At 71.6% G+C, this 23,674-nt stretch carries 24 protein-coding genes; 13 read left to right on the forward strand and 11 right to left on the reverse strand.

Annotated elements, in window-relative coordinates:
* The first annotated feature begins 249 nt into the window (after positions 1 to 249).
* The 5 genes from acs to ETD96_RS14915 all read left to right on the forward strand — a co-directional run bounded on the left by acs (position 250) and on the right by ETD96_RS14915 (position 5,558).
* Positions 250 to 2,217: an acetate--CoA ligase gene (acs, locus tag ETD96_RS14895; protein ID WP_138636937.1), complete on the forward strand. Its 1,968-nt coding sequence runs from the start codon at positions 250 to 252 to the stop codon at positions 2,215 to 2,217.
* A 220-nt stretch (positions 2,218 to 2,437) separates the two neighbouring features.
* Positions 2,438 to 3,676, forward strand: a complete 1,239-nt coding sequence (nhaA, locus tag ETD96_RS14900) for a Na+/H+ antiporter NhaA (protein ID WP_240807661.1) — start codon at positions 2,438 to 2,440, stop codon at positions 3,674 to 3,676.
* Positions 3,677 to 3,689: 13 nt separating this feature from the next.
* Positions 3,690 to 4,148: a phage holin family protein gene (locus ETD96_RS14905; RefSeq protein ID WP_138636938.1), complete on the forward strand. Its 459-nt coding sequence runs from the start codon at positions 3,690 to 3,692 to the stop codon at positions 4,146 to 4,148.
* Positions 4,149 to 4,156: 8 nt separating this feature from the next.
* Positions 4,157 to 5,080 (forward strand): alpha/beta fold hydrolase, encoded by a 924-nt coding sequence (locus tag ETD96_RS14910; RefSeq protein ID WP_138636939.1) that lies wholly within the window; start codon positions 4,157 to 4,159, stop codon positions 5,078 to 5,080.
* 22 nt (positions 5,081 to 5,102) lie between these two features.
* Positions 5,103 to 5,558 carry a DUF309 domain-containing protein gene (locus ETD96_RS14915; RefSeq protein WP_138636940.1) on the forward strand — a complete coding sequence of 152 codons (456 nt, stop codon included), beginning with the start codon at positions 5,103 to 5,105 and terminating at the stop codon, positions 5,556 to 5,558.
* 200 nt (positions 5,559 to 5,758) lie between these two features.
* Here the strand turns inward: ETD96_RS14915 and ETD96_RS14920 are convergent, their stop codons facing one another.
* From ETD96_RS14920 to nth, 3 genes are all read right to left on the reverse strand, one after another.
* Positions 5,759 to 6,955 carry a MarP family serine protease gene (locus ETD96_RS14920; protein WP_171069032.1) on the reverse strand — a complete coding sequence of 399 codons (1,197 nt, stop codon included), beginning with the start codon at positions 6,953 to 6,955 and terminating at the stop codon, positions 5,759 to 5,761.
* A 164-nt stretch (positions 6,956 to 7,119) separates the two neighbouring features.
* A complete protein-coding gene (locus tag ETD96_RS14925; protein WP_240807663.1) occupies positions 7,120 to 7,779 on the reverse strand; it encodes an NUDIX hydrolase in 660 nt (219 codons plus the stop codon).
* A 61-nt stretch (positions 7,780 to 7,840) separates the two neighbouring features.
* A complete protein-coding gene (gene nth / locus ETD96_RS14930) occupies positions 7,841 to 8,581 on the reverse strand; it encodes an endonuclease III (protein WP_138636941.1) in 741 nt (246 codons plus the stop codon).
* A 119-nt stretch (positions 8,582 to 8,700) separates the two neighbouring features.
* Between nth and ETD96_RS14935 the strand changes: the two genes are divergently transcribed.
* Positions 8,701 to 9,954, forward strand: coding sequence for a PucR family transcriptional regulator (locus ETD96_RS14935; protein WP_138636942.1), 1,254 nt, complete (start codon positions 8,701 to 8,703; stop codon positions 9,952 to 9,954).
* Positions 9,955 to 9,966: 12 nt separating this feature from the next.
* Here the strand turns inward: ETD96_RS14935 and ETD96_RS14940 are convergent, their stop codons facing one another.
* Entirely contained in the window at positions 9,967 to 11,424 is a 1,458-nt protein-coding gene (locus tag ETD96_RS14940) for a sigma-70 family RNA polymerase sigma factor (protein WP_171069033.1), read from the reverse strand.
* 147 nt (positions 11,425 to 11,571) lie between these two features.
* On the opposite strand from ETD96_RS14940, the gene ETD96_RS14945 reads away from it, so the two are divergent.
* The 3 genes from ETD96_RS14945 to ETD96_RS14955 all read left to right on the forward strand — a co-directional run bounded on the left by ETD96_RS14945 (position 11,572) and on the right by ETD96_RS14955 (position 14,501).
* Entirely contained in the window at positions 11,572 to 12,468 is an 897-nt protein-coding gene (locus tag ETD96_RS14945; protein ID WP_138636944.1) for an SDR family NAD(P)-dependent oxidoreductase, read from the forward strand.
* Positions 12,465 to 13,037 (forward strand): carboxymuconolactone decarboxylase family protein, encoded by a 573-nt coding sequence (locus ETD96_RS14950; RefSeq protein ID WP_138636945.1) that lies wholly within the window; start codon positions 12,465 to 12,467, stop codon positions 13,035 to 13,037. The genes ETD96_RS14945 and ETD96_RS14950 overlap by 4 nt, the downstream gene beginning before the upstream one ends.
* A 126-nt stretch (positions 13,038 to 13,163) precedes the next feature.
* A complete protein-coding gene (locus tag ETD96_RS14955) occupies positions 13,164 to 14,501 on the forward strand; it encodes an alpha/beta hydrolase (RefSeq protein ID WP_171069034.1) in 1,338 nt (445 codons plus the stop codon).
* 14 nt (positions 14,502 to 14,515) lie between these two features.
* Here the strand turns inward: ETD96_RS14955 and ETD96_RS14960 are convergent, their stop codons facing one another.
* Positions 14,516 to 15,175, reverse strand: coding sequence for a TetR/AcrR family transcriptional regulator (locus tag ETD96_RS14960; protein ID WP_138636947.1), 660 nt, complete (start codon positions 15,173 to 15,175; stop codon positions 14,516 to 14,518).
* A gap of 229 nt (positions 15,176 to 15,404) precedes the next feature.
* On the opposite strand from ETD96_RS14960, the gene ETD96_RS14965 reads away from it, so the two are divergent.
* Positions 15,405 to 16,091, forward strand: a complete 687-nt coding sequence (locus ETD96_RS14965) for a Crp/Fnr family transcriptional regulator (protein WP_067483689.1) — start codon at positions 15,405 to 15,407, stop codon at positions 16,089 to 16,091.
* Positions 16,092 to 16,140: 49 nt separating this feature from the next.
* Here ETD96_RS14965 and ETD96_RS14970 read toward each other — a convergent pair whose 3' ends face one another.
* From ETD96_RS14970 to ETD96_RS14990, 5 genes are read right to left on the reverse strand one after another with little or no spacing between them, the layout of a single operon-like run.
* A complete protein-coding gene (locus tag ETD96_RS14970; RefSeq protein ID WP_240807665.1) occupies positions 16,141 to 17,043 on the reverse strand; it encodes an MBL fold metallo-hydrolase in 903 nt (300 codons plus the stop codon).
* Positions 17,044 to 17,057: 14 nt separating this feature from the next.
* Positions 17,058 to 17,912: an NUDIX hydrolase gene (locus ETD96_RS14975; RefSeq protein WP_138636949.1), complete on the reverse strand. Its 855-nt coding sequence runs from the start codon at positions 17,910 to 17,912 to the stop codon at positions 17,058 to 17,060.
* 46 nt (positions 17,913 to 17,958) lie between these two features.
* Entirely contained in the window at positions 17,959 to 18,420 is a 462-nt protein-coding gene (locus tag ETD96_RS14980; RefSeq protein WP_138636950.1) for a RidA family protein, read from the reverse strand.
* 44 nt (positions 18,421 to 18,464) lie between these two features.
* A complete protein-coding gene (locus ETD96_RS14985; protein ID WP_021591512.1) occupies positions 18,465 to 18,623 on the reverse strand; it encodes a Sp36 family protein in 159 nt (52 codons plus the stop codon).
* Between the two features lie 50 nt (positions 18,624 to 18,673).
* Positions 18,674 to 19,039, reverse strand: a complete 366-nt coding sequence (locus tag ETD96_RS14990; protein ID WP_138636951.1) for a DUF4345 domain-containing protein — start codon at positions 19,037 to 19,039, stop codon at positions 18,674 to 18,676.
* A 245-nt stretch (positions 19,040 to 19,284) separates the two neighbouring features.
* Here ETD96_RS14990 and ETD96_RS14995 point away from each other — a divergent pair, with 245 nt between their 5' ends.
* The gene (locus ETD96_RS14995) at positions 19,285 to 19,854 is read left to right on the forward strand and encodes a helix-turn-helix domain-containing protein (RefSeq protein WP_205719268.1); all 570 of its coding nucleotides are present in this window, start codon (positions 19,285 to 19,287) and stop codon (positions 19,852 to 19,854) included.
* A gap of 106 nt (positions 19,855 to 19,960) precedes the next feature.
* Here the strand turns inward: ETD96_RS14995 and ETD96_RS15000 are convergent, their stop codons facing one another.
* The gene (locus ETD96_RS15000; RefSeq protein WP_138636953.1) at positions 19,961 to 20,998 is read right to left on the reverse strand and encodes a slipin family protein; all 1,038 of its coding nucleotides are present in this window, start codon (positions 20,996 to 20,998) and stop codon (positions 19,961 to 19,963) included.
* A 234-nt stretch (positions 20,999 to 21,232) separates the two neighbouring features.
* Here ETD96_RS15000 and bagA point away from each other — a divergent pair, with 234 nt between their 5' ends.
* Together bagA and bagB are read left to right on the forward strand one after the other, a co-directional pair.
* On the forward strand, positions 21,233 to 22,228 hold the full coding sequence (bagA, locus tag ETD96_RS15005; RefSeq protein ID WP_138636954.1) for an ATPase BagA: 996 nt from the start codon (positions 21,233 to 21,235) through the stop codon (positions 22,226 to 22,228).
* Positions 22,229 to 22,545: 317 nt separating this feature from the next.
* The coding region (gene bagB, locus ETD96_RS15010) for an ATPase BagB (protein ID WP_138636955.1) at positions 22,546 to 23,674 on the forward strand (1,129 nt) is incomplete at its 3' end.

Consider the following 23,674-nt stretch of genomic DNA (forward strand, 5'->3'; position numbering starts at 1 on the left):
GCCCAGGCGGACCAAGGGGAGGGCGCGCCTGGGCGCTCGCGTAAGGCGCCGGGGAGGCGTAGAACGGAGACGGTTCCCGGATAGTGGACCTGGGAAGGCCAGTCGTGTCGGGGATCACAACATGCCCGAGTCGTGGGAGCCGGTCGCGTTCGTCTTCCACTTCAGGGGGTCCGGCCTTGTGAAGACCGGGATGTTCCTGGTGAAGTGGGGATACCGGGCGACCCCGCATCACCTAGCAAGGAGTTCGCGTTGAGCCAGAGCCAAGAGACACTGTCGAACCTTCTGCAGGAGACGCGCCGCTTCGCCCCGCCCGCCGATCTCGCCGCCTCCGCCAACGTCAAGGCCGACGCCTACGAGCAGGCCGCGGAGGACAGCCTGGGCTTCTGGGCCGAGCAGGCCGAGCGCCTCACCTGGACCAAGCGGTGGGACGAGGTCCTGGACTGGAGCAATCCCCCGTTCGCCAAGTGGTACGTGGGCGGCGAGCTGAACGTCGCCTACAACTGCGTCGACCGGCATGTGGAGGCCGGGCGGGGAGCGAAGGTCGCCTACCACTGGGAGGGTGAGCCGGGGGACACCCGTACGCTCACCTATGCCGACCTCCAGCGCGAGGTGAACAAGACCGCCAACGCCCTGCTCGAACTGGGCGTGCGCAAGGGCGACCGGGTGGCGATCTACCTGCCGATGATTCCCGAGCTGCCGATCTCGATGCTGGCGTGCGCGCGCATCGGCGCGACCCACTCGGTGGTGTTCGGCGGCTTCTCGTCCGAGGCCCTCCGGACCCGCATCGACGACGCGCAGGCCAAGCTCGTCATCACCGCGGACGGCGGGTTCCGGCGCGGCAAGCCGTCCGACCTCAAGGGCATCGTGGACGAGGCCGTCGCGCAGACGCCGACGATCGAGCACGTCCTCGTGGTGCGCCGCACCGGCGAGCAGGTCGCCGAGAACGACCGCGACCTGTGGTGGCACGACGTCGTGGAACGGCAGAGCGAGGAGCACACCGCCGAGCCCATGGACTCGGAGCACCCCCTGTACATTCTGTACACCTCCGGGACGACGGGTAAGCCGAAGGGCATCCTGCACACCACCGGCGGCTACCTGACGCAGTGCGCCTACACGCACTGGGCCGTGTTCGACCTCAAGCCAGAGACGGACGTCTACTGGTGCTCGGCCGACATCGGCTGGGTGACCGGGCACTCCTACATCGTGTACGGCCCGCTCGCCAACGGGTCGACCAGCGTCATCTACGAGGGAACCCCTGACACCCCCAACCGGGGGCGCTGGTGGGACGTCATCCAGAAGTACAAGGTGTCCATCTTCTACACGGCGCCCACGGCGATCCGTACTTTCATGAAGTGGGGCGACGACATCCCCGCGCAGTACGACCTGTCGTCCCTGCGCGTCCTCGGGTCGGTCGGCGAGCCGATCAACCCGGAGGCCTACATCTGGTACCGCAAGAACATCGGCGCCGACCGGACGCCGGTGGTCGACACGTGGTGGCAGACGGAGACCGGCGCCATCATGATCAGCCCGCTGCCGGGCGTCACCGCGGCGAAGCCGGGGGCGGCGATGCGTCCCCTGCCCGGCATCGCCGCGGACGTGGTGGACGACCAGGGCCGGTCGGTGCCGAACGGCGGCGGCGGGTTCATGGTGGTCCGGGAGCCGTGGCCGGGCATGCTCCGCACGATCTGGGGCGACGACGAGCGGTACGTCAAGACGTACTGGTCGCGGTTCGAGGGCCTGTACTTCGCCGGTGACGGCGCCAAGAAGGACGAGGACGGCGACATGTGGCTCCTCGGCCGCGTGGACGACGTCATGCTCGTGTCCGGGCACAACATCTCCACGACGGAGGTGGAGTCGGCGCTGGTGGCGCACCCGAAGGTCGCCGAGTCGGCGGTCGTCGGCGCGACCGACCCGGTGACCGGGCAGGCGATCGTCGCGTTCGTCATCCCGCGCGGCGACGCGGGCGGCGACGTGGAGGGCGAGGACTTCCTGCGCGAGCTCCGCGAGCACGTGTCGAAGACGCTCGGCCCGATCGCCAAGCCGCGCCAGATCATGATCGTCCCGGAGCTGCCGAAGACCCGCTCCGGGAAGATCATGCGACGGCTGCTCCGCGACGTCGCCGAGAACCGCAGCATCGGTGACGTCACGACGCTGGCCGACAGCACGGTCATGGACCTGATCGCGGAGAAGCTCCCCGCCGCCAAGTCCGACGACTGACCGCCGCCGGCGTCCCTCGCCGCACCGTGAGAACGGCCCGCGCCCACCCTGGGCGCGGGCCGTTCCGCGTCGCAGGAGGAGGCCCGGCTTGGCGGACGGGACGATCCAGCAGGTAAAATGTCCTCTGGTGCGCCGGGAAGTCTGGTCGGCAGGGACGTCCCGTCGTGGTGTACGGGCCGTGCCTTGACCGACCGTCCGCCACCTTCCCGGGGGTTTTCGCATGGCGCGCCCGACCATGAGGCGCCGCGTCGCCGCGACGTGGCCTGTCCGCCCAACCGTCCGCTACAGCGCGCAGGTCGCCAGCGCGTTGCGCATGGAGACGATCGGCGGGGTCGTCATGCTGCTGGCGGCGGTCGCCGCGCTGGTGTGGGCCAACACTCCCTGGGCGGACGCCTACGAGAGCCTCCGCACGTTCGAGATCAGCCCGCACTGGCTGCACCTCGGGCACATGGACGTGCAGCACTGGGCGTCGAGCGGTCTGCTGGCGGTGTTCTTCTTCATCGCCGGGCTTGAACTGCGCGAGGAACTGACGCACGGCGAACTCCGCAACCCGCGGGACGCGGCCCTGCCGGTGATAGCGGCGGCGGCCGGTGTGGTGATGCCCGCGCTCATCTTCCTCATGGTGAGCGCGGGGGAACCGGGGGCGTTGCGGGGCTGGGCCGTGCCGACGGCGACGGACATCGCGTTCGCGCTGGCCGTCCTCGCCGTGACGTTCACCTCATGCCCGGCGCCCCTGCGCGCGTTCCTGCTGACGCTGGCCGTGGTGGACGACCTGATAGCCATCGGCATCATCGCGCTCTTCTACACGGACACCCTGCACTGGCTGTTCCTGGGCCTCGCGGTGTTCCTCATCGTCGTCTATGGGGCGCTGCAGCGAAAGAACTTCCGCTCACCATGGGCGTACGTGCCCATCGCCCTCCTGGCCTGGTACTTCCTACAGCGGAGCGGGATCCACGCCACGGTCGCCGCCGTGGCCCTGGGGATGCTCACCAGCCCCAAGGAGACCCCTGACGGACGGGCCACCAACGCGGAGCGCGCCGACCACTTCCTCCGGCCGTTCTCGGCCGGCGTGGCCGTGCCCGTGTTCGCCTTCGTGTCGGCCGGTGTCGGGCTCGGCGCGTCCCAGCTGGGCGCCGTGTTCACCGACCGGGTGGCCCTCGGCGTGATCGCCGGACTGGTGATCGGTAAGTTCTTGGGGGTCTTCGGCGGCGCGTGGGCGGCGGTCAAGCTCAACCTGGCGACGCTCGGTGAGGACCTGCACTGGCATGAGATCGCGGGGGTCGCGCTCCTCGCCGGGGTGGGTTTCACCGTTTCGCTGCTGATCGGCGGTTTGGCCTATACCGACCCGTCACAATTCGAGAGAGTGACGACTGCGGTCCTGATCGCGAGCGTTCTCGCCTCGGCGGCCGCGGCCGTCGTCTTCCGGAGAAGGGTGCGTGTGCGCGCGCGCCCGGACTAAGGAGTAAAGCGATATGTCCGAGGCACTACCGGGCGAGCGCATGGAGGACAAGTCCGTCGGCGAGCTGGTCGCGTTGGCGTCGGGCAACGTCTCCGACCTTGTCAGGGCCGAGATGGCCCTGGCCAAGATGGAGTTGAAGGCCGACGCCAAGAAGGCGGCGCTGAGCAGCGTGATGGTCACCATCGCCGCGGTGATGGGCGGACTCGTCGTCATCCTGCTGTCGATCTCGTTCGCGCTCGGGCTCGCTGAACTGGGCATCTGGCCGTGGCTGGCGTTCCTGATCGTCTCGATCGTCTACGTGGGGCTCGCCGGGGGGCTGATGCTCCTCGCCAAGCGCTTCATCAAGCGGATCGAGGGCGCGAAGCGCACCCGCAAGACGCTGAAGGACGACTTCACCGCGCTGCGCCGCCGCGGCGACTCCGACGAGATCGAGGCCGGCGGCAAGGGCGCCGGCCTCGAGCCGACGGGCTGACCGACGCCATGTCCGGGCACGACGCGTCGCTGATCGAGGTCGACGGGCCCTGGGTCCACCGGCAGGTCAGCGCCGGCGGGACGCGGTTCCACGTCGCCGAGGCCGGCGAGGGCCCGCTCGTCCTGCTGCTGCACGGCTTCCCGGAGTTCTGGTGGTCGTGGCACAACCAGCTGGTCTCGCTGTCCGCGGCCGGCTACCGGGCCGCCGCCGTCGACCTGCGCGGGTACGGCGGCAGCGACAAGCCGCCGCGCGGCTACGACCTGGTCACGCTGGCCCGGGACGCCGCCGGGCTGGTCCGCGCGCTGGGCGAGGCGAACGCGATCATCGTCGGGCACGACTGGGGCGGGCTGCTCGCGTGGACGACGGCCGTCTACCACCCGAAGACCGTCCAGCGGCTGGCGGTGGTGAGCGCCCCGCATCCGCTGCGGCTGCGGCAGGCCGTCGCCGGGGACCCGCGCGGCCAGGGCTGGGCGACGCGGCACACGTTCGGCTTCCAGGTGCCGCTGTGGCCTGAACGGCGCCTTGTCCGCGACGACGCGGCGCTGGTGGGCAAGCTCCTGCACGACTGGTCCGGGCCAGGCTGGCCTGACGAGCGCACAGAGCAGCTCGTGCGGAAGGCAGTGCAGATCCCTGGGGCGGCCCATAGCGCGCTGGAGTACCACCGTTGGCTGATCCGGTCGCAGGCACGTCCGGACGGCATCCGCTACGCGCACCGTATGCGCACCCCCATCCAGGTGCCCACGCTGCAACTGCACGGCGCGCTCGACACATGCACCCTCCCGGCCAGTGCACAGGGCTCAGGCCGCTACGTGTCCGCCCCCTACCGGTGGAAGCTCATCGAAGGCGCCGGTCACTTCCCCCATCAGGAACGTCCTCGCGCGTTCGACGCGCAGCTGCTCGGCTGGCTGGCCGACCCGGAGCCGGAACGCTGACCCCCGGGCGTACGGTGGAGCCATGCGCGATCGGGACGAGTCTGGACGCCCACGCAACGCACGCCCGCGGGACGCCTACGGACGTCCACTGCCCCACGGCGCCACAGGCATCCCCACCATGCCGGACGACCTCGACATGCCGCCGGCGGACGCGCTGGCCGAGGCGCAGCGCCTGTTGGACGCCGACCGCCCGTTCCACGCCCACGAGGTACTGGAGGCGGTCTGGAAGGCCGCTCCTGAGCCCGAACGGGAGCTCTGGCGGGGGCTGGCACAGGTCGCCGTAGGGATAACCCACCTTCGCAGGGGAAACGCACGCGGCGCCGAAGCGCTCCTGAGCCGCGCCGCCGAACGCCTCGTCCCCTACGAGACCGACGCCCCGCACAACATCGACGTACGGGGAGTCGTCAAGCAGGCACGAGAGCTGGCCGCAAGCCCAGAGGAAGGCCCCATCACCCTCCGCCTCACCCCCACGGCCTGAGCACGGCATGAGCTAGACCCAGCCCTGACCGGCCCAGCTCTGACGGGCCATGCCCTAACCAGCCCTGCCTGGCCGGCCCTGCTCTGAGCAGACCTGCCCTGACCGGCCCTGCCCTAAGCAGCCCCGCTCTGACCAGCCCTTGTCTGACTGACCAGCCATGGCCTGAGCAGCCCTACGCGCCGCCCCAGCGGCGCTCAGCCTCAGTCGGAGCAGTTCTGGGTGGAGACCGGGGTCGTGGCCTGGGCACCCACGCGCGCGTCGGCGGCGACCTCCTCGGCGGTGAGCGCGTAGCCGGTGGACGGGGTGTCCAGCGCCGCCGCGAAGATGACGCCGTAGACGCGGCCGTCCGTGGACAGCAGCGGCCCGCCGGAGTTCCCCGGCTCGACCTTGCCGCGGATGGCGTAGATCTCGCGGCTGACCTGCCCGGAGTGGTAGATGTCCGGGCCGCGCGCCGTCTGCCGGGCGCGGATCCGGGCGGCGCCCGGCGTGAACGGCTGGTTCTTCGGGAACCCGGCGATGATCGCGTCGTCGCGGACGCGGGCCTCCTTGGCGAACTGCAGCGCGGGCGCCCGCAGCCCCGGCACGTACAGCACGGCGACGTCCCGCTTGGGGTCGTACAGGACGACCCGCCCGCGCTCGCTGTCGCCGTTGATCAGCGACACCTTCGAGGAGCCGCGCGCCCCGGCGACGACGTGCGCGTTGGTCATGACGTGCTGCGGCGCGAACACGAACCCGGTGCCCTCTATGCGGCGCTGGCACTGCGGCGCGGTGCTGACCACCTTCACGATGCTGTTCTTGGCGGCCTTCAGCCCCCGGGTGCTCAGCACGGACTCGTCCGGCGGCGGCACCTGCACCACCGACTCGCCGCCGAGGCCGTTGAAGACCTGCGGGAACTCGCTGCTCTTCACGAACCCCTGGAACGAGGTGAACCAGGTCTGCGCCTGCCCGGGCATCACGTCGTTGATGCCGTTGATGATCGAGGAGCCCTTGACCTGCGTCCGGACGGGCTTGAACTCGGAGTTGGCGACCAGGCTGCCGAAGAACCAGGCGACGATCAGCAGCGACATCGCGCTGACGAAGGTGCCGCCGACCGCGTCCGCGGTGCGGGCGTTCATGCCGGTCACCCGGTTGCGCAGGACGGCGCCGACCGAGGAGGCGATCAGCTGCCCGAGGGTGGCGGACAGGAACGCGACCACGATGGCGAGCAGGGCCTGCTGCGCGGCGCCGTCGACCGCGGCCTCCGCGATCGGCGGCGCGATCAGCACGCCGATGACGCCGCCGCCGACGAAGCCGGCGAAGCTCAGCAGGCTCACGATGAAGCCCTGCCGGTAGCCCGAGACTCCGAACAGCACGACGAGCACGAGCAGGATCAGGTCGAGAACGTGGTCGTGCAGCACCGCTCAACCGTATAGTGCCGCGCCGCCGCCGCACGTCCCCTCGATGTACCAGATTGGGGTGCGTCGGGTAGCCGTCAGGGGTGACACGCGGCCGTGACCATGGCCATGCTCTCCGGATACGGCGCTGTGACCTGCGGATCCCGCCCGCCTGTCAGCTGAGATTCTCACCCGCGGGAGGCGAGGTCCACGTCCTCGGGCGGCAGGTCCTCGACATGAGACATGTCCCACGGCCGGTTCCAGCCCCCGGCGTCCAGCACCTGGATGAGCAGCGCGGCCGTGAACCCCCAGACGAGCATGTCGCGGACGCGGAACGCCGGCCCGAGCCTGGTGCCGGACGGGTGCCGGATCATCAGCCGGTTCGCGGGGTCGACCAGCTCGCCGATCGGGACGCGCGCGACCATCGCGACCTCGCCGGGGTGGCCGGGGGCGATCTCCGACGGCTCGCGCCACCAGCCGGCGACGGGCGTGACGCGGTGCTCGCTGTGGGGCAGGTAGAGCTCGGGCAGCGTGCACAGGACGTCCACGCCGGACGGTTCGACGCCGGCCTCCTCCCACGCCTCGCGCAGCGCGGCCGCGACCGGGCCGTCGTCCTCGGGGTCGATGCGGCCGCCGGGGAACGCGGGCTGCCCGGCGTGCTTGTTCAGGGTGGCGGCGCGCTCGGTGAGCAGCACGTCGGGGCCGTCGGGACCGTCGCCGAACAGGATCAGGACGGCGGCGGCGCGGGCGGCGGGCGCGGGCCGGAACATCGGCGGCACCTGCATCCGGGGGCCTTCGACACGGAAGCGGGCGAGCCAGTGGGGAGTGTTGGGGGCGGTCTCGGTCACATCCGTCCCAACTCCGGAACACCCGCGTTACTTCCCGCCGCCTTCCCTGCGCCTTGGGCCGTCATGAGAACGGCCCTGGCTTGACGAGCTTGCGGGCGGTCTCCTCGTCGGTCGGCCCTTCACCGAACGACGGGCAGAGGCGCGCGAGCGGGCACGCACCACAGGCAGGACGGCGGGCATGGCAGATCCTTCGGCCGTGCCAGATGAGCCTGTGGGACAGCATCGTCCAGTCCTTGCGCGGGATGAGTTCGCCGATCTCCTGCTCGACCTTGACGGGGTCGTCTTCGGCCGTCCAGCGGAACCGCCGTGCGAGGCGGCCGAAGTGGGTGTCGACGGTGATTCCGGGGACGTCGAACGCGTTCCCCAGGACGACGTTGGCCGTCTTGCGTCCGACACCGGGCAGCTTGACGAGGTCTTCGAGCCGCCCTGGGACCTCGCCGTCGAACTGGTCGCGCAGTGCCGCGGACAGCCCCATCACCGACTTGGTCTTGGCGCGGAAGAACCCGGTGGGCTTCAGGATCGCCTCGACGTCCTCCGGGTCGGCGGCGGCGAGGTCTTCAGGCGTGGGGTACTTGGCGAACAGCTCCGGCGTCGTCAGGTTCACCCGCATGTCGGTGGTCTGCGCGGACAGGACGGTCGCGACGAGGAGCTGGAACGGGCTGCCGAAGTTCAGCTCGCAGTGCGCGTCCGGGTAGGTCTCGGCCAGGATCCGGTTCATCCGGCGCGCCCGCCGGACGAGCCCCAGCCTCGTCTCGTCCTTCCACTTCCGAGCACGCGCCTTCGGGGTCGCCTCCGTCGCCATACCGGCCAGCCTAGAGCGTCCGCGGCCGGATCCGGCCGTACCGGGGTTTTCGGCCGAGGCGCGTAATCGGGCCGGGGGCGCGCCGTCTCCCCTGCACGTCGTTCCCCGAAGGAGATCTCATGTCCGACCTCAGCCAGGTGGTCCGTCTGCCGGTGCGCCGGATCGAGCTCGACCTGTCGTTCGAGGGCGCCGCCCGGATTGCCGAGGATCTCCGTGACCATGTGCCGGGCATCGCCGCGGAGGCGGTGCGGCGGATCGAGCAGCGGCTGCCGGAGTTCGTGCGGCCGCACGACCCCCGCTACGCCAAGGCGATGGTGCTGGGCGTCGAGTGCGCCATCGGCCATTTCCTGGAGCTGATGGCCGATCCCGGCGCGCCGTCGGCGGAGGTGGTGGAGTTCTGGCGGCAGATCGGCGTCGGGGAGGCCAGCGAGGGGCGGACGCTGGACGCGTGGCAGGCGGCGACGCGGATCGGGACGGGCCTCGCGGTGGAGCAGCTCACGGAGTGCGCCGAGCGGCTCGGGCACCGGACGAGCCCGGCCAACATCGCGGCCATCGCCAACGCGGCCCTCGACTACCTGAACCAGGTGGCGGCGATCGTCGCCGAGGGGCACGCGGACGCCGCCGCCCGCGCGGCGGGGGCGCGCCAGGAGCACCGCCGGCGGCTGCTGGAGCTGCTGCTGGGCGAGGCGTCCGCGCAGGAGCTGCGGGGTCCGGCGCGGGAGGCGGACTGGGCGCTGCCCCGCACGGTCGCCGCCGTCGCGCTCCGCGAGCACGGGTCCGAGGCGCGGCATCCGGCGCTGCCGCCGGACGTCCTGCTGGGCCTGCACTTGGCGGAGCCGTGCCTGATCGTGCCCGACCCGGAGGGCCCCGGCCGCGCCCGGATGCTGGAGCGGCATCTGCACGGCTGGACGGCGGCGATCGGCCCGGCGGTCGCGCCGGCGGACGCGGGCACGTCGCTGCGGCTGGCGCGCGAGGCGCTGGGGCTGGCCTGCCAGGGGCTGATCACGGCCGCCTCGCCGGTGGTCGCCGAGCGGCACATGCCGATCATCGTGATGATGCGGGAGCGGGTGCTGATCGAGAAGGTGATCGACCGGCGGCTCGCGCCGCTGCTGCGCGCCCGCCCGGCGCAGCGCTACCGGCTGGCCGAGACGCTGCTGACGTGCCTGGAGTGCGGGTTCAACGCCACGGAGGTGTCGGGCCACCTGCATCTGCACCCGCAGACCGTCCGGTACCGGCTGCGGCAGTTGGAGGACCTGTTCGGTGACGCTCTCCACAGCACGTCCGACCGTCTTGAGCTGCACATGGCGCTGCGTGCATGGCTCGCCCTCAACGCCGAGCCCGCCGCCGCGCGGGACGACCTCAGCTACGGGTAAGCACCGATGTGGTCAGCGCGTGCCCTCGATGGCCCAGCCCTGGGCGGCCATCCCCGCGTAGGAGGCCGGCTTCAGCGACACGGGTTTCAGCCCGGACCAGCTCGCCTGCAGGTAGTAGCCGTCGCCGTTGCTGAGCCGGTAGACCGACGGAGCGGTCTGCGCCAACGTCCAGACCTGGTGGGCGCCGCCGCAGGGCACCATGACCACCGAGTACTCGCTTCCGCCTTCCCAGGGCACGCCCGCCGACGCCTCGCCCCGGGCCATGCACTGCCCGGTGGACGAGCTCGTCAGCGTGAAACCGCCGCCGACGTTCTCGCGCTTCCAGCCGGTGGTGGAGTCGGAGCAGGAACGCTGCACCACCGCCGTGCCGCTCGGTGCCAGGCACGATTGCAGCGTCGTGTTGCGCACCCGGTAAGGGCCCGCACCCGAGGCCGCACCGGGAGTAGCGCCAGCGCCAGGTGCCGTGCCGCCCCGCCCAGGGGTCTGTGTAGCAGCGGCATAGTCGGACCGGTGGACGTCCTGCGGCGCCGCAGAAGTCTGCGGGGCGGGCACAGCGGACGGCCGGATGGCCTCTGGGGGCGCCTGTGCCCCGTCTCCTCCCGTGCTGAACAGGATGATCGCGAGCCCGGTGGCGATGCCGCCCGCCACGGCGATGGGCAGCGCCCACCCGGCCCCGGACGCCGCCGAGCCGAGTGGAGCAAGCGGGCTGAACGGCGCCGAAGGCGCGCCCAGCAGCACGGCACCGATGGGCAGGGCGCGCCGCAGCCGCCCGTTGAGGTCGGTCATCTCCTTGGACGCGCGCCTGCATTCATCGCACGACTCCAGATGCCGACGCAGCGCGCGTGTGCGACGCCGGCCTGGGCGGCGGACGTTCGCGGCGAGTTCGGCGGTGAACTCCGCGCATTCGGGACGTCCTCCGGCACTGGCCGCAAGGAACGCCTGGCGGAGCCCCTCGCGCGCGCGGAACGACAGCTGGGAGACCGCTCCCTTCTCCATGCCGAGCAGTTCCGCGACCTGCGCGATGGGTTCGTCCTCGATGACCGTGTACCAGAGGACGGTCTGCCACCGCTCGGGCAGGGAGCGGAAGGCGCGCACGAGCGCGTCCAGCTCGTCGACGTCCGGCGGAGGGTCGTCCTCGGGGGCGGAGGCCCAGTCGGCGACCTCGTCGGTCACGACGGTGCGGCGGTCGCCGCGGGCCCAGTCGGTGGCCGTGTTGCGGACCACCGTGTAGAGGTAGGGCCGGCAGGCGTCGCGCGGCCCGTGGCCCTGGCGCATCGCCGCGAACGTGCGGGTGAACGCCTCGCTGGTGAGGTCTTCCGCGAGGTGCTGGTCCCGGACTAACCCGCGCGCGTACCTCAGTACGGCCGTGTGGTGCCGCCGGAACAGCTCCTCAGACGCGTGCTCGTCACCGTCCGCGGCTGCCGCCAGAAGGTCGGCGTCCGGCCGCGCCTCCACGCCCGCTACCACCACGCCATCCAACCTGTGGCCCGCATGTCACCACAACCCTCATAGGTCGCCTGTCACCGCACGAGGAGACGCCGGTTCCGTACCGCCATTACGGAAATTTGCAGCGAACCTTAAAAGAACGAGTGTGTTCATTAATGTTAGAGTCGCGGCATGATCCTTGATTCCACCCGGTGGGACTCGTCCCCGTGGCCGGCGACCCTCGCCGGCCGCCGCGTGCTGATCACCGGCGCGGCGCGGGGCATCGGCGCGGCCCTCGCCGCCCGGCTGCACGAGCGCGGCGCGCGCGTCGCGCTCGCCGGACTCGAACCCGACCTGCTCGCCTCCGTCGCCGCGGACTGCGGGTCCGCCCCCTGGTGGACCTGCGACGTGACCGACCGCGACAGGGTCGAGGAGGTCGTGAACAGCGCGGTGCAGGAGTTGGGCGGCCTCGATGTGGTCGTCGCCAACGCCGGTGTGGCCGCGCAGATGCCCATCATCGGCGGCGACCCGTCCGTCCTGGAGCAGAGCCTCAAGGTGAACGTGCTCGGCGTCTACAACACGCTGCGAGCGGCCGGACCCCACATCAGCCACGAGCGGGGTTACGCACTGGCCGTGGCGTCCCTCGCCGCAGCCGTCCAGGCGCCTTTGCTGGGTGCGTATAGCGCGTCCAAGGCGGCGGTGGAGGCCATGGGTAACACGCTCAGGTCCGAGCTGAAGCCGTGGGGTGCGAAGGCGGGCGTGGCCTACTTCGCCGAACTCGACACCGACATGACGCAGCGGGGCTTCAGCACCGAGGCCGCGTCCGCCCTGACGAGCGCGAGGTCGGCGAGCAGCTTCATCTCGAAGGTCACGCCGCTGCGGGTCGGCATCGACGCGCTGGAGCGCGGGATCGCCCGCCGTTCCAAGCGCGTCGTCGCCCCCTGGTGGGTCGGCGGCGTCCTGCCGGTCCGGATGCTCGCGCAGCCCGTGGTCGACCGCGCCGTCCAGCGCGACCTGCGCCGCATCCTCGACGTCGCGCGGAAGGAGCACGTCGAACTGACCACGCCGCAACCGGACTCGGCGCGGTGACGGCGCCGCGCGCCACGCCCGGCCGGCTCCGCGACGTCGGCGCGCTGAACTGGGTCATCTGCCAGGCCGCGGGGCGCGTCGCGGGAACGGGCCCGCCCAACCTCTTCCTGACCCTCGCGCGCCGCCGCGGGCTCTTCCGCGGCTGGCTGTGGTTCGCGGGACGGCTCATGCCCGGCGGCACCCTGCCCCGCCGCGAGACCGAACTGGTGATCCTCCGCGTCGCGCACCTGCGCGACTGCCGCTACGAGTTCGACCACCACGTCCGCCTGGGGCGCCGCAGCGGCGTCCGCGCGCCGGACGTCGAGCGCGTCAAGGCGGGGCCGTCCGCCGGCGGCTGGACGCCCCGCGAACAGGCGATCCTCACCGCCGTCGACCGGCTCCACGCCGAGCGGGACCTGGACGACGAGACCTGGACACGGCTCCGCACCCACCTCACCGAGGGGGAGTGCGTCGAGCTGATCATGCTCGCCGGGCACTACGAGATGCTCGCCACCGCGATCACAGCCCTCCGCGTCCAGCCCGACGCGCCCCGCCGAGGCCCGCACCCCCGCCGCCCCGGAGGCAGCTGACCCGGAACCGTCTTCGCAGGAGGTCCCCCCATGCCCCCAGGCCCCGTCTCTGCCGCCCGTCCCTCCGAACCTGTCCGTACAAGAGCGAGGCGCACGGCTGCTGGGAAGCGCCTCACCGCGGTCGTGATGGCGGCAGTGACGGCGTCGGCCGGGCTGACCGTCCCGGCGCAGGCGGTGGAGAGCGGCGTCCGGTTCTCCGACGACAGCGGCATCCAGGTCGTGAACGTGCGGCGCATTGACGACCGGCAGTACGCGGTCCGGGTGCGCACGGCCGCGCTGGGACGGGCCGTGGACGTCCGCATCCTGCTGCCGGACGGCTACGAGCGGCGGACGAGCGCCCGCTACCCCGTCCTCTACCTGTTCCACGGGACGTCCGGAAGCGCCGCCGACTGGGTCGAGAAGGGCGACGCCGCGAAGACCACCGCCGGACGGCCGCTGATCACCGTCATGCCGGACGCGGGCTTCGACGGCAACGGCGGCGGCTGGTTCACCGACTGGGCCGACCCGGGCACGAAGCTCGGGCCGTCCAAGTGGGAGACCTTCCACGTCGGCCAGCTGATCCCGTGGATCGACCGCAACCTGCGCACCGTCGCCGGCCGCGGCGGACGGGCCGTCGCGGGCCTGTCCCAGGGCGGGTTCGGCGCGATGAGCTACGCCGCCCGGCATCCCGAGCTGTTCGTGTCCGCCGCGTCGTTCTCCGGCGCGCCCGACATCTCCTCCGATCCCGTGGTGGCGGTGGGCGCGACGGCCGTCGTCTCCTACATCGCGGTCGCCCTCAACGGGGTGAGCCCGGACGCGATCTTCGGCTCCCGGCTCACCGACGACGTCAACTGGCGCGGCCACGACCCGGCCGGCCTGGCGTCCAACCTGCGCGGCATGCGGCTCGCGCTCTACACGGCCACGGGCCTGCCGGGCCCGCTCGACCCGCCGGCGCCGGACCCCGCCGCGATCGGCATCGAGGCGCTCACGCACACCTCGACGGTCAGCTTCCACCGGCGGCTGCAGGAGCTGAAGATCCCCAGCCGGTACACCGACTACGTGTTCGGCACCCACATCTTCCCGTACTGGGCGCGTGACCTGCGGCAGCACATCGACCCGCTGATGCGGACGTTCGCCGCGCCGCCCCCGCCGCCGGCGAAGACGTCCTACCGGTCGATCGACCGGACCTGGACGCAGTGGGGCTGGACGGTCTCGCTCGACCGGCGCAAGGCCCGGGAGTTCAGCGCGCTCTCCGACGCGTCCAAGGCGGGCTTCACGCTGCGCGCCTCCGGGACCGCCACGGTCACGACCCCCGCGAGTTACCGTCCGGGCACACGTGTCGTCGTCGGCGTAACGCAGGGGTGGACGCACCGCGTCATCAAGACGACCGCCGGGCCGCGCGGACGGATCACCATCACGCTCCCGCGCGCACACGGCGTCGCCACCACGCGAGTGAGCATCACCACACCTCAGACGGCCGGATAGCGCCTCAGCGCAGGTCAGGAGTCCAGAACACCCGACCGGACGAGGAGGCGCACGTGCTCGGTGATCGGGGGGCCGATCGCCTTCAGCGCCTCCACGTCGCCCGTCGCGATCGCCGGCGTCACCATCGAGCTCACCGCCGCCACGACGACCTTGCACGCGAACTCGCCCGCCGGACTGGTCACGCCCATGAGCCCGGTCAAGGCGCCGACCAGCGCACCCTGTATGGCGGCACGCCGCTGTACGGCCTCCGGCCCAGCCGCGTACACCTCCACCAGGAACAGGCGCGCGTACCCCGGCTCGGACGACAGCGCCTCGAGATAGGCGGTGACGGCCCGCTCAAACCGGATCGCCGGGTCGCCTTCGCCCCCGCCCGCCGCGGCGGCGGCGCCCACGGCGCCCTCCAGGCGGTGCATGAGCACCTCGCCCGCCTTGTCGAACGCGGCCATGAAGCAGTCGAGCTTGGACGAGAACAGCCCGTAGAAGCTCTGCCGCGACACTCTCGCCCGTTTGAGGACGTCCTCAACCGAGGTTCCGACGTACCCTTTCTCCAGCATCGCCGCGGCCATGGCCGCGCAGAGGCGGTCACGGTGCACCCGCTCGACCTCCGAACGGGACAGCGCGTGACGGCCCCGCGGCAGCCGGCGCGGTGCGGGGCCGGATCCGGAGCTCTGCATCCGCTCAGGTTAAGGCACCCGCGCCCCTTGCCCGGGTCGTCCGTTAACAGGTGATGAGACCGGTGTGATGGCATTCACCCAGTGGTCCGTACACTGGGCGAACGGGACCGTGGCCCGCCGCGGGACGGAAGTTCCCCGGTCCCGCGTTTCGGCGCGCCGTGACCCTGCCTTCACGTCCGCGGTGGGACGTACGTCACACTAGGCATGTAGGTGTTCGAGGAGGAGAAGCGTGACCGATCGCGACGTGGACGTTCTGAGCAGAGCCCCGCTCTTCGAGGCCCTCGACGAGCAGGGCGCCAAGGCGCTGCGCGCCAACGTGACCGAGGTGCGTCTCGCCCGCGGTCAGACACTGTTCAACGAGGGCGAGACGGGAGACCGGCTGTACGTCGTCCTCGAGGGCAAGATCAAGCTGACCCGGACGGCGCCGGACGGCCGGGAGAACCTGCTGAGCGTGCTCGGCCCGAGCGAGATGTTCGGCGAGCTGTCGCTGTTCGACCCGCGCCCGCGCACCGCCAGCGCGATCGCGGTCACCGAGTGCCGCCTCGCCGGGCTCGGCCACGACGACCTGCGGCCCTGGCTCACCGGGCACCCCGAGGTCGCCGTCCAGCTGCTCCGCGCGCTGGCGCAGCGGCTCCGCAAGACCAACGACGTGATGGCCGACCTGGTCTTCACCGACGTCCCCGGGCGCGTCGCCAAGGCGCTGCTCGACCTGGCGGAGCGGTTCGGCCAGCCGTCGGAGGCCGGCCTGCACGTGCACCACGACCTCACGCAGGAGGAGCTGGCGCAGCTCGTCGGCGCCTCCCGCGAGACCGTGAACAAGGCGCTCGCCGACTTCGCCCAGCGCAACTGGCTGCGCATCGAGGCGCGGGCCGTCGTCATCCTCGACATCGAGCGCCTCCGCAAGCGCTCCAAGTAAGTCCCCGACAGGCGGCGCCTCAGCGGGCCCCCAGCGGGCCCCGGCGGCCTCAGCGGGAGTTGAGGTAGTCGAGCTGCGACTGGACCGACCATTCGGCGGCGGGCCAGAGCGCCCTGTCGACGTCGGCGTACACCCGCTCGACGACCTCGCGGGCCGTGCGGGCGCCCGCCGCGACGGCCGCCTCGACCTGCGCGAGGCGCTCGCGGCGATGGTCGATGTAGTGGTCGAGGACGGCGATCGGATCGTCCAGCCTGGGGCCGTGGCCGGGGAGGATCGTGGCGGCCTCGACGTCGGCGGCGAACCGGCGGAGCCGGTCCAGCGAGCCGAGGTAGTCGCCGAGACTCCCCTCCAGCACGGTCGTCCCGTACCCGAGGACGGTGTCGCCGGTGAGGACGGCGCCGTCCGCCGGCAGCCAGAACGTCAGCGAGTCGTCGCTGTGGCCCGGGGTCTCCATGATCCGCAGCTCCAGGCCGCCCGTGGTGACGACGTCGCCCTCCCCGAGCCCCTCGTCGCCGAGCCGGTGCTTCGGGTCCAGCGCCCGAACCTTGACGGAGCCGCCGGCCAGCCTCGCGAACTTCCCCGCCCCGGCCGAGTGGTCGGGGTGGCCGTGCGTGAGCAGGACGAGCCCGACGCGCCGCCCCTGCTGCTCGACGACGTCCAGGACGCGCTTGAGGTGCTTGCCGTCCTTCGGCCCGGGATCGACGACGACGGCCTCGTCCGACCCGGGCTCGGCGATGATCCAGGTGTTCGTGCCGTCCAGGGTCATGGCGGACGGGTTCGGAGCGAGCACGCAGACCGCCCGTTCGGTACCCATCCCGTCGATCTCCGTCATATCTCCCATCCTGCCCGAGGCCCGATCGGGGTGGCGGACCGGGTTCCAGCCGAGCCGATCGAGGTGCCGCAGCGCCGACGTCCCGGCCAGCCGCCACATGACGGCCTGCGAGCGGGGCATTCCGCGGCCCATCGTCAGCCCTGCGCGTAGTGCCGCTCGGTGCCCTCCGGCAGCACGAGGTACGCCTCGCCGTCGATGATCTCCGCCGTGGGCTCGTGGACGACGATCTCGCGCGGCGCCGCCAGCACGTCCGCGACCGTGTCGAACTCGGCCAGCTCCGCCAGCGTCGCGATCGTCGGCGGCAGCATCATCCACTCGCCCTTCACCGCCCGCTCGGCCGCCTCCGCCGGACGCACCCAGGCGACCTGGTCGGCCTCGGTGCTGACGTCCCTGGCCCGCTGCCCGTCCGGCATCGCGGCGACGAAGAACCGGGTGTCGTAGCGCTTCGGCTCGATCGCCGGGGTGATCCAGTGCGCCCACGGGCGCAGCAGGTCGGCGCGCAGCACGAGGCCGCGCCGGGCGAGGAAGCCGCCGAACGACTGGGAACGATCCAGCAGCGCCTGCCGGTCGGCCTCCCAGTCGTCGCCGCGCGTGTCGTCCACCACCGTGCCGCTCGTCGGCCCGGCGAGCAGGACGAGCGTCTCCTCGAACGTCTCGCGGACCGCCGCGCACACCAGCTCACGGGCCAGCGTCTCGCCCGCCTTGAACGCCCCGCCCCACTCGGCGGGGGGCGGCCCGCACCACGCCAGCTCGGCCTCGCCGTCGCGCGGATCGACCGACCCGCCGGGGAACACGTACGCGCCCGGCGCGAACGCCATCGACCGGACGCGGCGCAGCATGAACGCCTGCAGCCCGTGCTTGTCATGGTCCCGGAGCACCACGACCGTGGCCGCGTCCCGGGCGGGAACGGGCTCGGCCCGGCCCGCCCGGATGTCCTCGATCCGATCCCGGAAACTCGCCGGCAGCTTCAACCCGTTCACAGTGCCCATGGCGAGTCATTCGGACATACCGAATGGCGTTCCGTCAAGCCTGGTCCTACTGGACCTCGGCGATGAGCTCGACCTCGACCGGCACATCGTGCGGCAGGACCGCGACGCCCACGGCGCTGCGCGCGTGCTTGCCCGCGTCCCCGAACACCTCGGCCAGCAGGTCGCTCGCCCCGTTGACCACCTGCGGCTGCCCGTGGAAGTCCGGAGCGCTCGCGACGAACCCGACGACCTTCACGATCCGCACCACCCGCGACAGCTCGCCGACCTCGGCCTTCAGCGCCGCGATCGCGTTCAGCGCGCAGATCCGCGCCTGCCGGGCGGCCTCCTCCGGGTCGACCTCGGCGCCCACCTTCCCGGTGACGCCCAGCTTGCCCTTCACCATCGGCACCTGGCCCGCCGTGTAGACCAGCGAACCCGTCCGCGCCGTCGGCACGTACGACGCCACCGGCGGGACGACCTCCGGCAGCTCGATCCCCAGCTCGCGGATCCGCTCTTCGGGCGTGCTCATGGCCACTCCTCCTCGTTGAGGTGCTGCTGACTGGAATCCGGCGCCTACGACTGCACTTCGCGCTTGAAGTAGGCCACGAGGTTCTCCGGGTTCGGACCCGGCAGGACGGTGACGAGCTCCCACCCGTCCTGGCCCCAGTTGTCGAGGATCTGCTTGGTCGCGTGCACCAGCAGCGGAACGGTCGCGTACTCCCACTTCTTCATGGCGTTCACCCTAGCGATCGCCCCACTGGAACCCCGTTCGAGCCCGTCGTTCACAGCGCGCCCACCAAGGCCCCTGCGGCAACGGCCTCCACGCCGAAGTAGAACCACGTCGGATAGAACCCGATCTGCCTGTCGGCGCCCCACCCGACAAGGCGTCCCACGGCCATCCCGGCAAGCGCGCACGCCACCGCTAGGACGGCCCCCTGCCGGACCTGGCCGACATCAAGTGCCGCTACTGCGAGCAGACCCGCCATCGCTATGCCGAACCCTCCGTACACGGCACGGACCTCGGTACGGGCGTCCGCGGAAGACAGCACCACCCCGAACGGCCGGATCAGGGCCGCTGGCGTTGCGAGGCCGTACAGCCCCATCGCAAGGAAGAACACGGCGACTACGACGATGACTGTGGTGGGCACTGCCAGGACCTCCGGGTTAGTCTCCGAACTCGCTTCACCGGAAGGATGTGGGAGCCGCCGTGCAGGCGCTTTCAAGAACGTGCTCCACGAGCGCCACCCTTTGGCTGTGGCCGGGACAGGCGCTCTACGCGGGCCCGTCATTGGACCTTGGCGTGCACACGGGCTCAGTGGAGTGTCTCGCCGTCGGTGTCGACGCACCCGTCCGAGTAGAAGTCCCCGGGTGGACGCCCGTCACCGCCCGCAGCGTGCTGATTCCACCGCGCCTGCCGCACCAGGTGGTCGCCCGGGGTGGACAGATGGTCTTCTGCTACCTCGACGCGGGCTCGTCCTATGCCAAGTCATGCCGCGCCCAAATGACGGTGACGGACGGGCCCCTGAGCCACTCCCACCGCGCCGAGACCAGCCTGCTGCGCCACGGGTACGGCGCCTCCTGGCTGACCATGGCAGCACCGGCCTCTCCCGGTACAGGACGCGACCCGCGCATCCATGCCGCCACCCGCCGGCTCTTGCGGAACCCGGAGTCCACGGTGACCGCGAGGCTCCTGGCCGATGAAGCGGGCCTCTCCGTGTCCCGCTTTCTCCATCTGTTCAAGGCGGAGACGGGGACGAGCTTCCGCCGCTACCGCCTCTGGTCGAGGATGCTCCGCGCGGCCGAACTCATCGACGCGGGCCACGACCTCACCCGCGTCGCCGCCGACGCGGGCTTCTCCAGCCCGTCCCATCTGAGCAGCGCGTTCCACGGCATGTTCGGCCTGACCCCGTCCCGCCTGCTGGCCGTCCCGCTCACCATCCGGCGCGGCGACCGGTCGCCGTGAACAGCCTCGGCACGGGCCGCCGGGGACAGGCCGACCACAGCACGGCACCCCAGGCGCGGCTGGTGACCGTGCTTGCGGGCCGCCCCTGCGCGGGGCGGCCCACAGGTCAGCGCGGCTCGTCCGGCCGCTCCTCCGAGGCGGGCTCTTCCGAGGCGGGGCCTCCGCTGGTGATGCCGCGGTTCTCGCTCGACGCGGGCTCGCGCTTCGGCTCGTCCAGCCCGATGACCGGCGGGACGTCCTCGGCCGACTCCAGGGTCGAGGGCTGCTCCGCCGCCCTGGCCAGCTCCTCCTCGGCCTTCGCGAGCCGCTCGCCGAGGTCGAGCCTGCTCCCGTCGCCCTCCTCCTCGGTGCGCCCGGGACCGCCCGCGGCGCGCTCGAAGAACCGCAGGATCTCGACCGGCAGCGGCATGACCAGCGTGCTGTTCTTCTCCGCGGAGACCTCCACGACCGTCTGCAGCAGCCGCAGCTGCAGGGCCGCCGGGTCCTGCGACATGATCTCGGCGGCGGCGGCGAGGCGCTTGGACGCCTGGAACTCGCCGTCCGCGGTGATGATGCGGGCGCGGCGCTCCCGCTCCGCCTCGGCCTGCCGCGCCATCGACCGCTTCATGCCCTCGGGCAGCGAGACGTCCTTGATCTCGACCCGCTCGATCAGGATGCCCCACGGCCCCTCGGTGATCTCGTCGATGATCGCGCGCAGCCGCATGTTGATCTTCTCGCGCTCGCCGAGCAGCTCCTGCATGTCGGCCTGGCCGATGACCGACCGCAGCGACGTCTGCGCCACCTGCGAGACCGCGTAACCGTAGTTGTGGACGTTCACGATCGCCTTCACCGGGTCGATCACCCGGAAGTAGACGACCGCGTCGACGCGGACGCTGACGTTGTCCTGCGTGATGCCGTCCTGGCCGGGGACCCCCATGGTGATCGTCTGCCGGCTGACCTTCTGCATGCGCTCCACGACCGGCACGATCGCCGTCAGACCCGGGGTCCGCACGGCGCCGGGGCGCAGCTGCCCGCCCCGCTGGACCTGGCCGAACCGGAACACGATGCCGTGCTCGTACTGCTGGACGATGCGGATCGACGACGTCAGGGCGAGCAGCCCCCCGACGACGACGATGAGCAGGATGATGAGTGCCACCGCTTCCATCACGGGCACCTTTCTCACGTGGCCGGCCGGCGCCTGCACGCCGGCAGAACTCCGGACCCGTGAAGATCCAGACGGAACCGTCCGGGACGGCTCCACGTTTCCCAGCTAACCGCGCGGGCAGGCCCGTTTACAACGTCCATCCAGATGATCTTCCGGGCGACCGTGTCAGGGATCACTTGCATACGGGTGGGCGGCCTCTGAAGTGTTTGCCGAGTGAACGATATGGTCGATCGGGTGAGCGCGAGAGACACCGACTGGGACGGCGTACGCCTCCATGTGGTCACCGGTAAGGGCGGCACGGGGAAGACGACCGTCGCGGCCGCCCTCGCCCTTGCCCTGGCCGCCGGCGGCCGCAAGGTCCTGCTCGTCGAGGTCGAGGGCCGCCAGGGCATCGCCCAGCTCTTCGACTGCCCGCCCCTCCCGTACGAGGAGCGCCGCGTCGCGGTCGCCCCGGACGGCGGCGACGTGTACGCGCTCGCGATCGACACCGAAGAGGCGCTCATCGAGTACCTCGAGATGGTCTACAACCTCAAGCGCGCCGGGAAGGCGATGACCAAGCTCGGCATCGTCGACTTCGTCACCACCATCGCCCCCGGCCTGCGCGACGTCATCCTCACCGGCAAGACCTCCGAGTCGGTGCGGCGCAAGAAGAAGGACGGCTCCTTCATCTACGACGCCGTCGTCATGGACGCTCCGCCCACCGGCCGCATCACGAAGTTCCTGAACGTGAACGAAGAGGTCTCCGGCCTCGCCAAGGTCGGCCCCGTGCGCAACCACGCCGACACCGTGATGAAGGTCGTGCGCAGCCCGGAGACAGCCGTCCACTTCGTCACGCTCCTTGAGGAGATGCCCGTCCAGGAGACGATGGACGGCATCCGCGACCTGACCGACGTGGGGCTCCCCGTCGGCGGCGTCATCGTCAACATGGAGCACGAGCCCGTCCTCACCGAGGACGACCTCGCCGCGGCCGCCGCCGGCACCCTCGACACCGACCAGATCCTGCGCGGCGTCAAGGCCGCCGGCCTGGAGCACGACGCCGAGTCGATCGCCGCCGTCCTCGCCGCCGAGGCCGGCGACCACGCCCGCCGCACCGCCCTCCAGCGCCGCGAGAAGGAACGCCTCGACTCGATCGACCGCCCCCGCTACACCCTCCCGATGCTGTCGGACGGCATGGACCTCGCCGGCCTCTACGACCTGGCCGCCGCCCTGCGCGCCCAGGGCGCAGCATGACGGAGCGAAGCGACGGCATGCTGCGGTCCTTGGTGGGGGGCGTGGGGGGTCGCCCCCCACAGTCAACACGCATGACGGAGCGAACCCAGGGCACGCTGCGGTCCTTGCCGGGGGGGTGTGGGGTGTGGCCCCTCACAGGCAACAGGCATGACTGGGCGGAGCCAGCACGGCGGTCGTGTGCCGGGGGACGGTGAGCGGGCGGTCGTGTGTGCTGGGGCGGTGCCCGGGGTGTCCTGGGTGTGCGCTGGGAGCGGTGCGGTGAGGCGTGTGGAGCGGTCCCGGCGGAGGGCCGGAGGCCGGACGGCAGAGGTGAAGCGATGAGCCCGATCAGCAAGACTCCCCCCGCCCTGGACGTCGACGCGCTGCTCGACGACCCGCGCACAAAGATCATCGTGTGCTGCGGGTCCGGCGGGGTTGGGAAGACCACCACGGCCGCCGCGCTCGGTGTGCGGGCCGCCGAACGGGGCCGGGACGTCGTCGTCCTCACCGTGGACCCGGCGCGCCGGCTCGCCCAGTCGATGGGCCTGTCCGAGCTCGACAACAACCCGCGCAAGATCGAGATCGACGGCGACGACGGCGGCGAGCTGCACGCCATGATGCTCGACATGAAGCGCACCTTCGACGAGATCGTCGAGGCGCACGCCGACCCGGACCGGGCGAAGCAGATCCTCGCGAACCCCTTCTACCAGTCGCTGTCGTCCAGCCTGTCGGGCACGCAGGAGTACATGGCGATGGAGAAGCTCGGGCAGCTGCACCGCTCCGGCGCCTGGGACCTCATCATCGTGGACACGCCGCCGTCCCGGAACGCGCTGGACTTCCTGGACGCCCCCGAGCGCATGGGCCGCTTCCTCGACGGCCGCTTCATGAAGATCCTCGCCGCCCCGGCCAAGACCGGCGGCCGCTTCGGCGTCAAGGTGATCAGCGCCGGGTTCGGCATGTTCACCGGGGCGATCAACAAGGTCCTCGGCGTCCAGCTGCTCCGCGACGTGCAGACGTTCGTCGCCGCGTTCGACACGATGTTCGGCGGGTTCCGGGAGCGCGCCGAGAAGACGTTCAAACTGCTGCAGACCCCCGGGACCGCGTTCCTCGTGGTCGCCGCGCCCGAGCCGGACGCGCTGCGCGAGGCGTCCTACTTCGTCGAGCGGCTCGCCGAGGAGCGGATGCCGCTCGCCGGGCTCGTCGTGAACCGCGTCCACGAGTCCGCGGCGGACGGCCTGTCGGCGGCGCGGAGCCAGGCCGCCGCCGAGACGCTGGAGGAGCGCGGCGAGCACACGCTGACCGCGGCCCTGCTGCGCCTCCACACCGACCGCATGCAGCTGGCCGCCCGCGAGGAGCGCCTCCGCGACCATTTCGCGTCCACGCACCCGACCGTCCCGGTCACGGCGGTCCCCGCCCAGGCCGAGGACGTCCACGACCTGGAGGGCCTGCGCCAGGTGGGCGAGGACC

Origin of the sequence: Actinomadura geliboluensis (assembly GCF_005889745.1) — a bacterium.
Taxonomy (GTDB): Bacteria; Actinomycetota; Actinomycetes; order Streptosporangiales; family Streptosporangiaceae; genus Spirillospora; species Spirillospora geliboluensis.

What these genes read in the sequence shown, in the direction of transcription:
- nhaA (WP_240807661.1), top strand. Translation starts at nt 2,438, where the DNA reads ATGGCGCGCCCGACCATGAGGCGCCGCGTCGCCGCGACGTGGCCTGTC.
- ETD96_RS14905 (WP_138636938.1), top strand. Translation starts at nt 3,690, where the DNA reads ATGTCCGAGGCACTACCGGGCGAGCGCATGGAGGACAAGTCCGTCGGC.
- ETD96_RS14910 (WP_138636939.1), top strand. Translation starts at nt 4,157, where the DNA reads ATGTCCGGGCACGACGCGTCGCTGATCGAGGTCGACGGGCCCTGGGTC.
- ETD96_RS14915 (WP_138636940.1), top strand. Translation starts at nt 5,103, where the DNA reads ATGCGCGATCGGGACGAGTCTGGACGCCCACGCAACGCACGCCCGCGG.
- nth (WP_138636941.1), bottom strand. Translation starts at nt 8,581, where the DNA reads ATGGCGACGGAGGCGACCCCGAAGGCGCGTGCTCGGAAGTGGAAGGAC.
- ETD96_RS14935 (WP_138636942.1), top strand. Translation starts at nt 8,701, where the DNA reads ATGTCCGACCTCAGCCAGGTGGTCCGTCTGCCGGTGCGCCGGATCGAG.
- ETD96_RS14945 (WP_138636944.1), top strand. Translation starts at nt 11,572, where the DNA reads ATGATCCTTGATTCCACCCGGTGGGACTCGTCCCCGTGGCCGGCGACC.
- ETD96_RS14955 (WP_171069034.1), top strand. Translation starts at nt 13,164, where the DNA reads ATGGCGGCAGTGACGGCGTCGGCCGGGCTGACCGTCCCGGCGCAGGCG.
- ETD96_RS14960 (WP_138636947.1), bottom strand. Translation starts at nt 15,175, where the DNA reads ATGCAGAGCTCCGGATCCGGCCCCGCACCGCGCCGGCTGCCGCGGGGC.
- ETD96_RS14970 (WP_240807665.1), bottom strand. Translation starts at nt 17,043, where the DNA reads ATGCCCCGCTCGCAGGCCGTCATGTGGCGGCTGGCCGGGACGTCGGCG.
- ETD96_RS14975 (WP_138636949.1), bottom strand. Translation starts at nt 17,912, where the DNA reads ATGGGCACTGTGAACGGGTTGAAGCTGCCGGCGAGTTTCCGGGATCGG.
- ETD96_RS14980 (WP_138636950.1), bottom strand. Translation starts at nt 18,420, where the DNA reads ATGAGCACGCCCGAAGAGCGGATCCGCGAGCTGGGGATCGAGCTGCCG.
- ETD96_RS14985 (WP_021591512.1), bottom strand. Translation starts at nt 18,623, where the DNA reads ATGAAGAAGTGGGAGTACGCGACCGTTCCGCTGCTGGTGCACGCGACC.
- ETD96_RS15000 (WP_138636953.1), bottom strand. Translation starts at nt 20,998, where the DNA reads ATGGAAGCGGTGGCACTCATCATCCTGCTCATCGTCGTCGTCGGGGGG.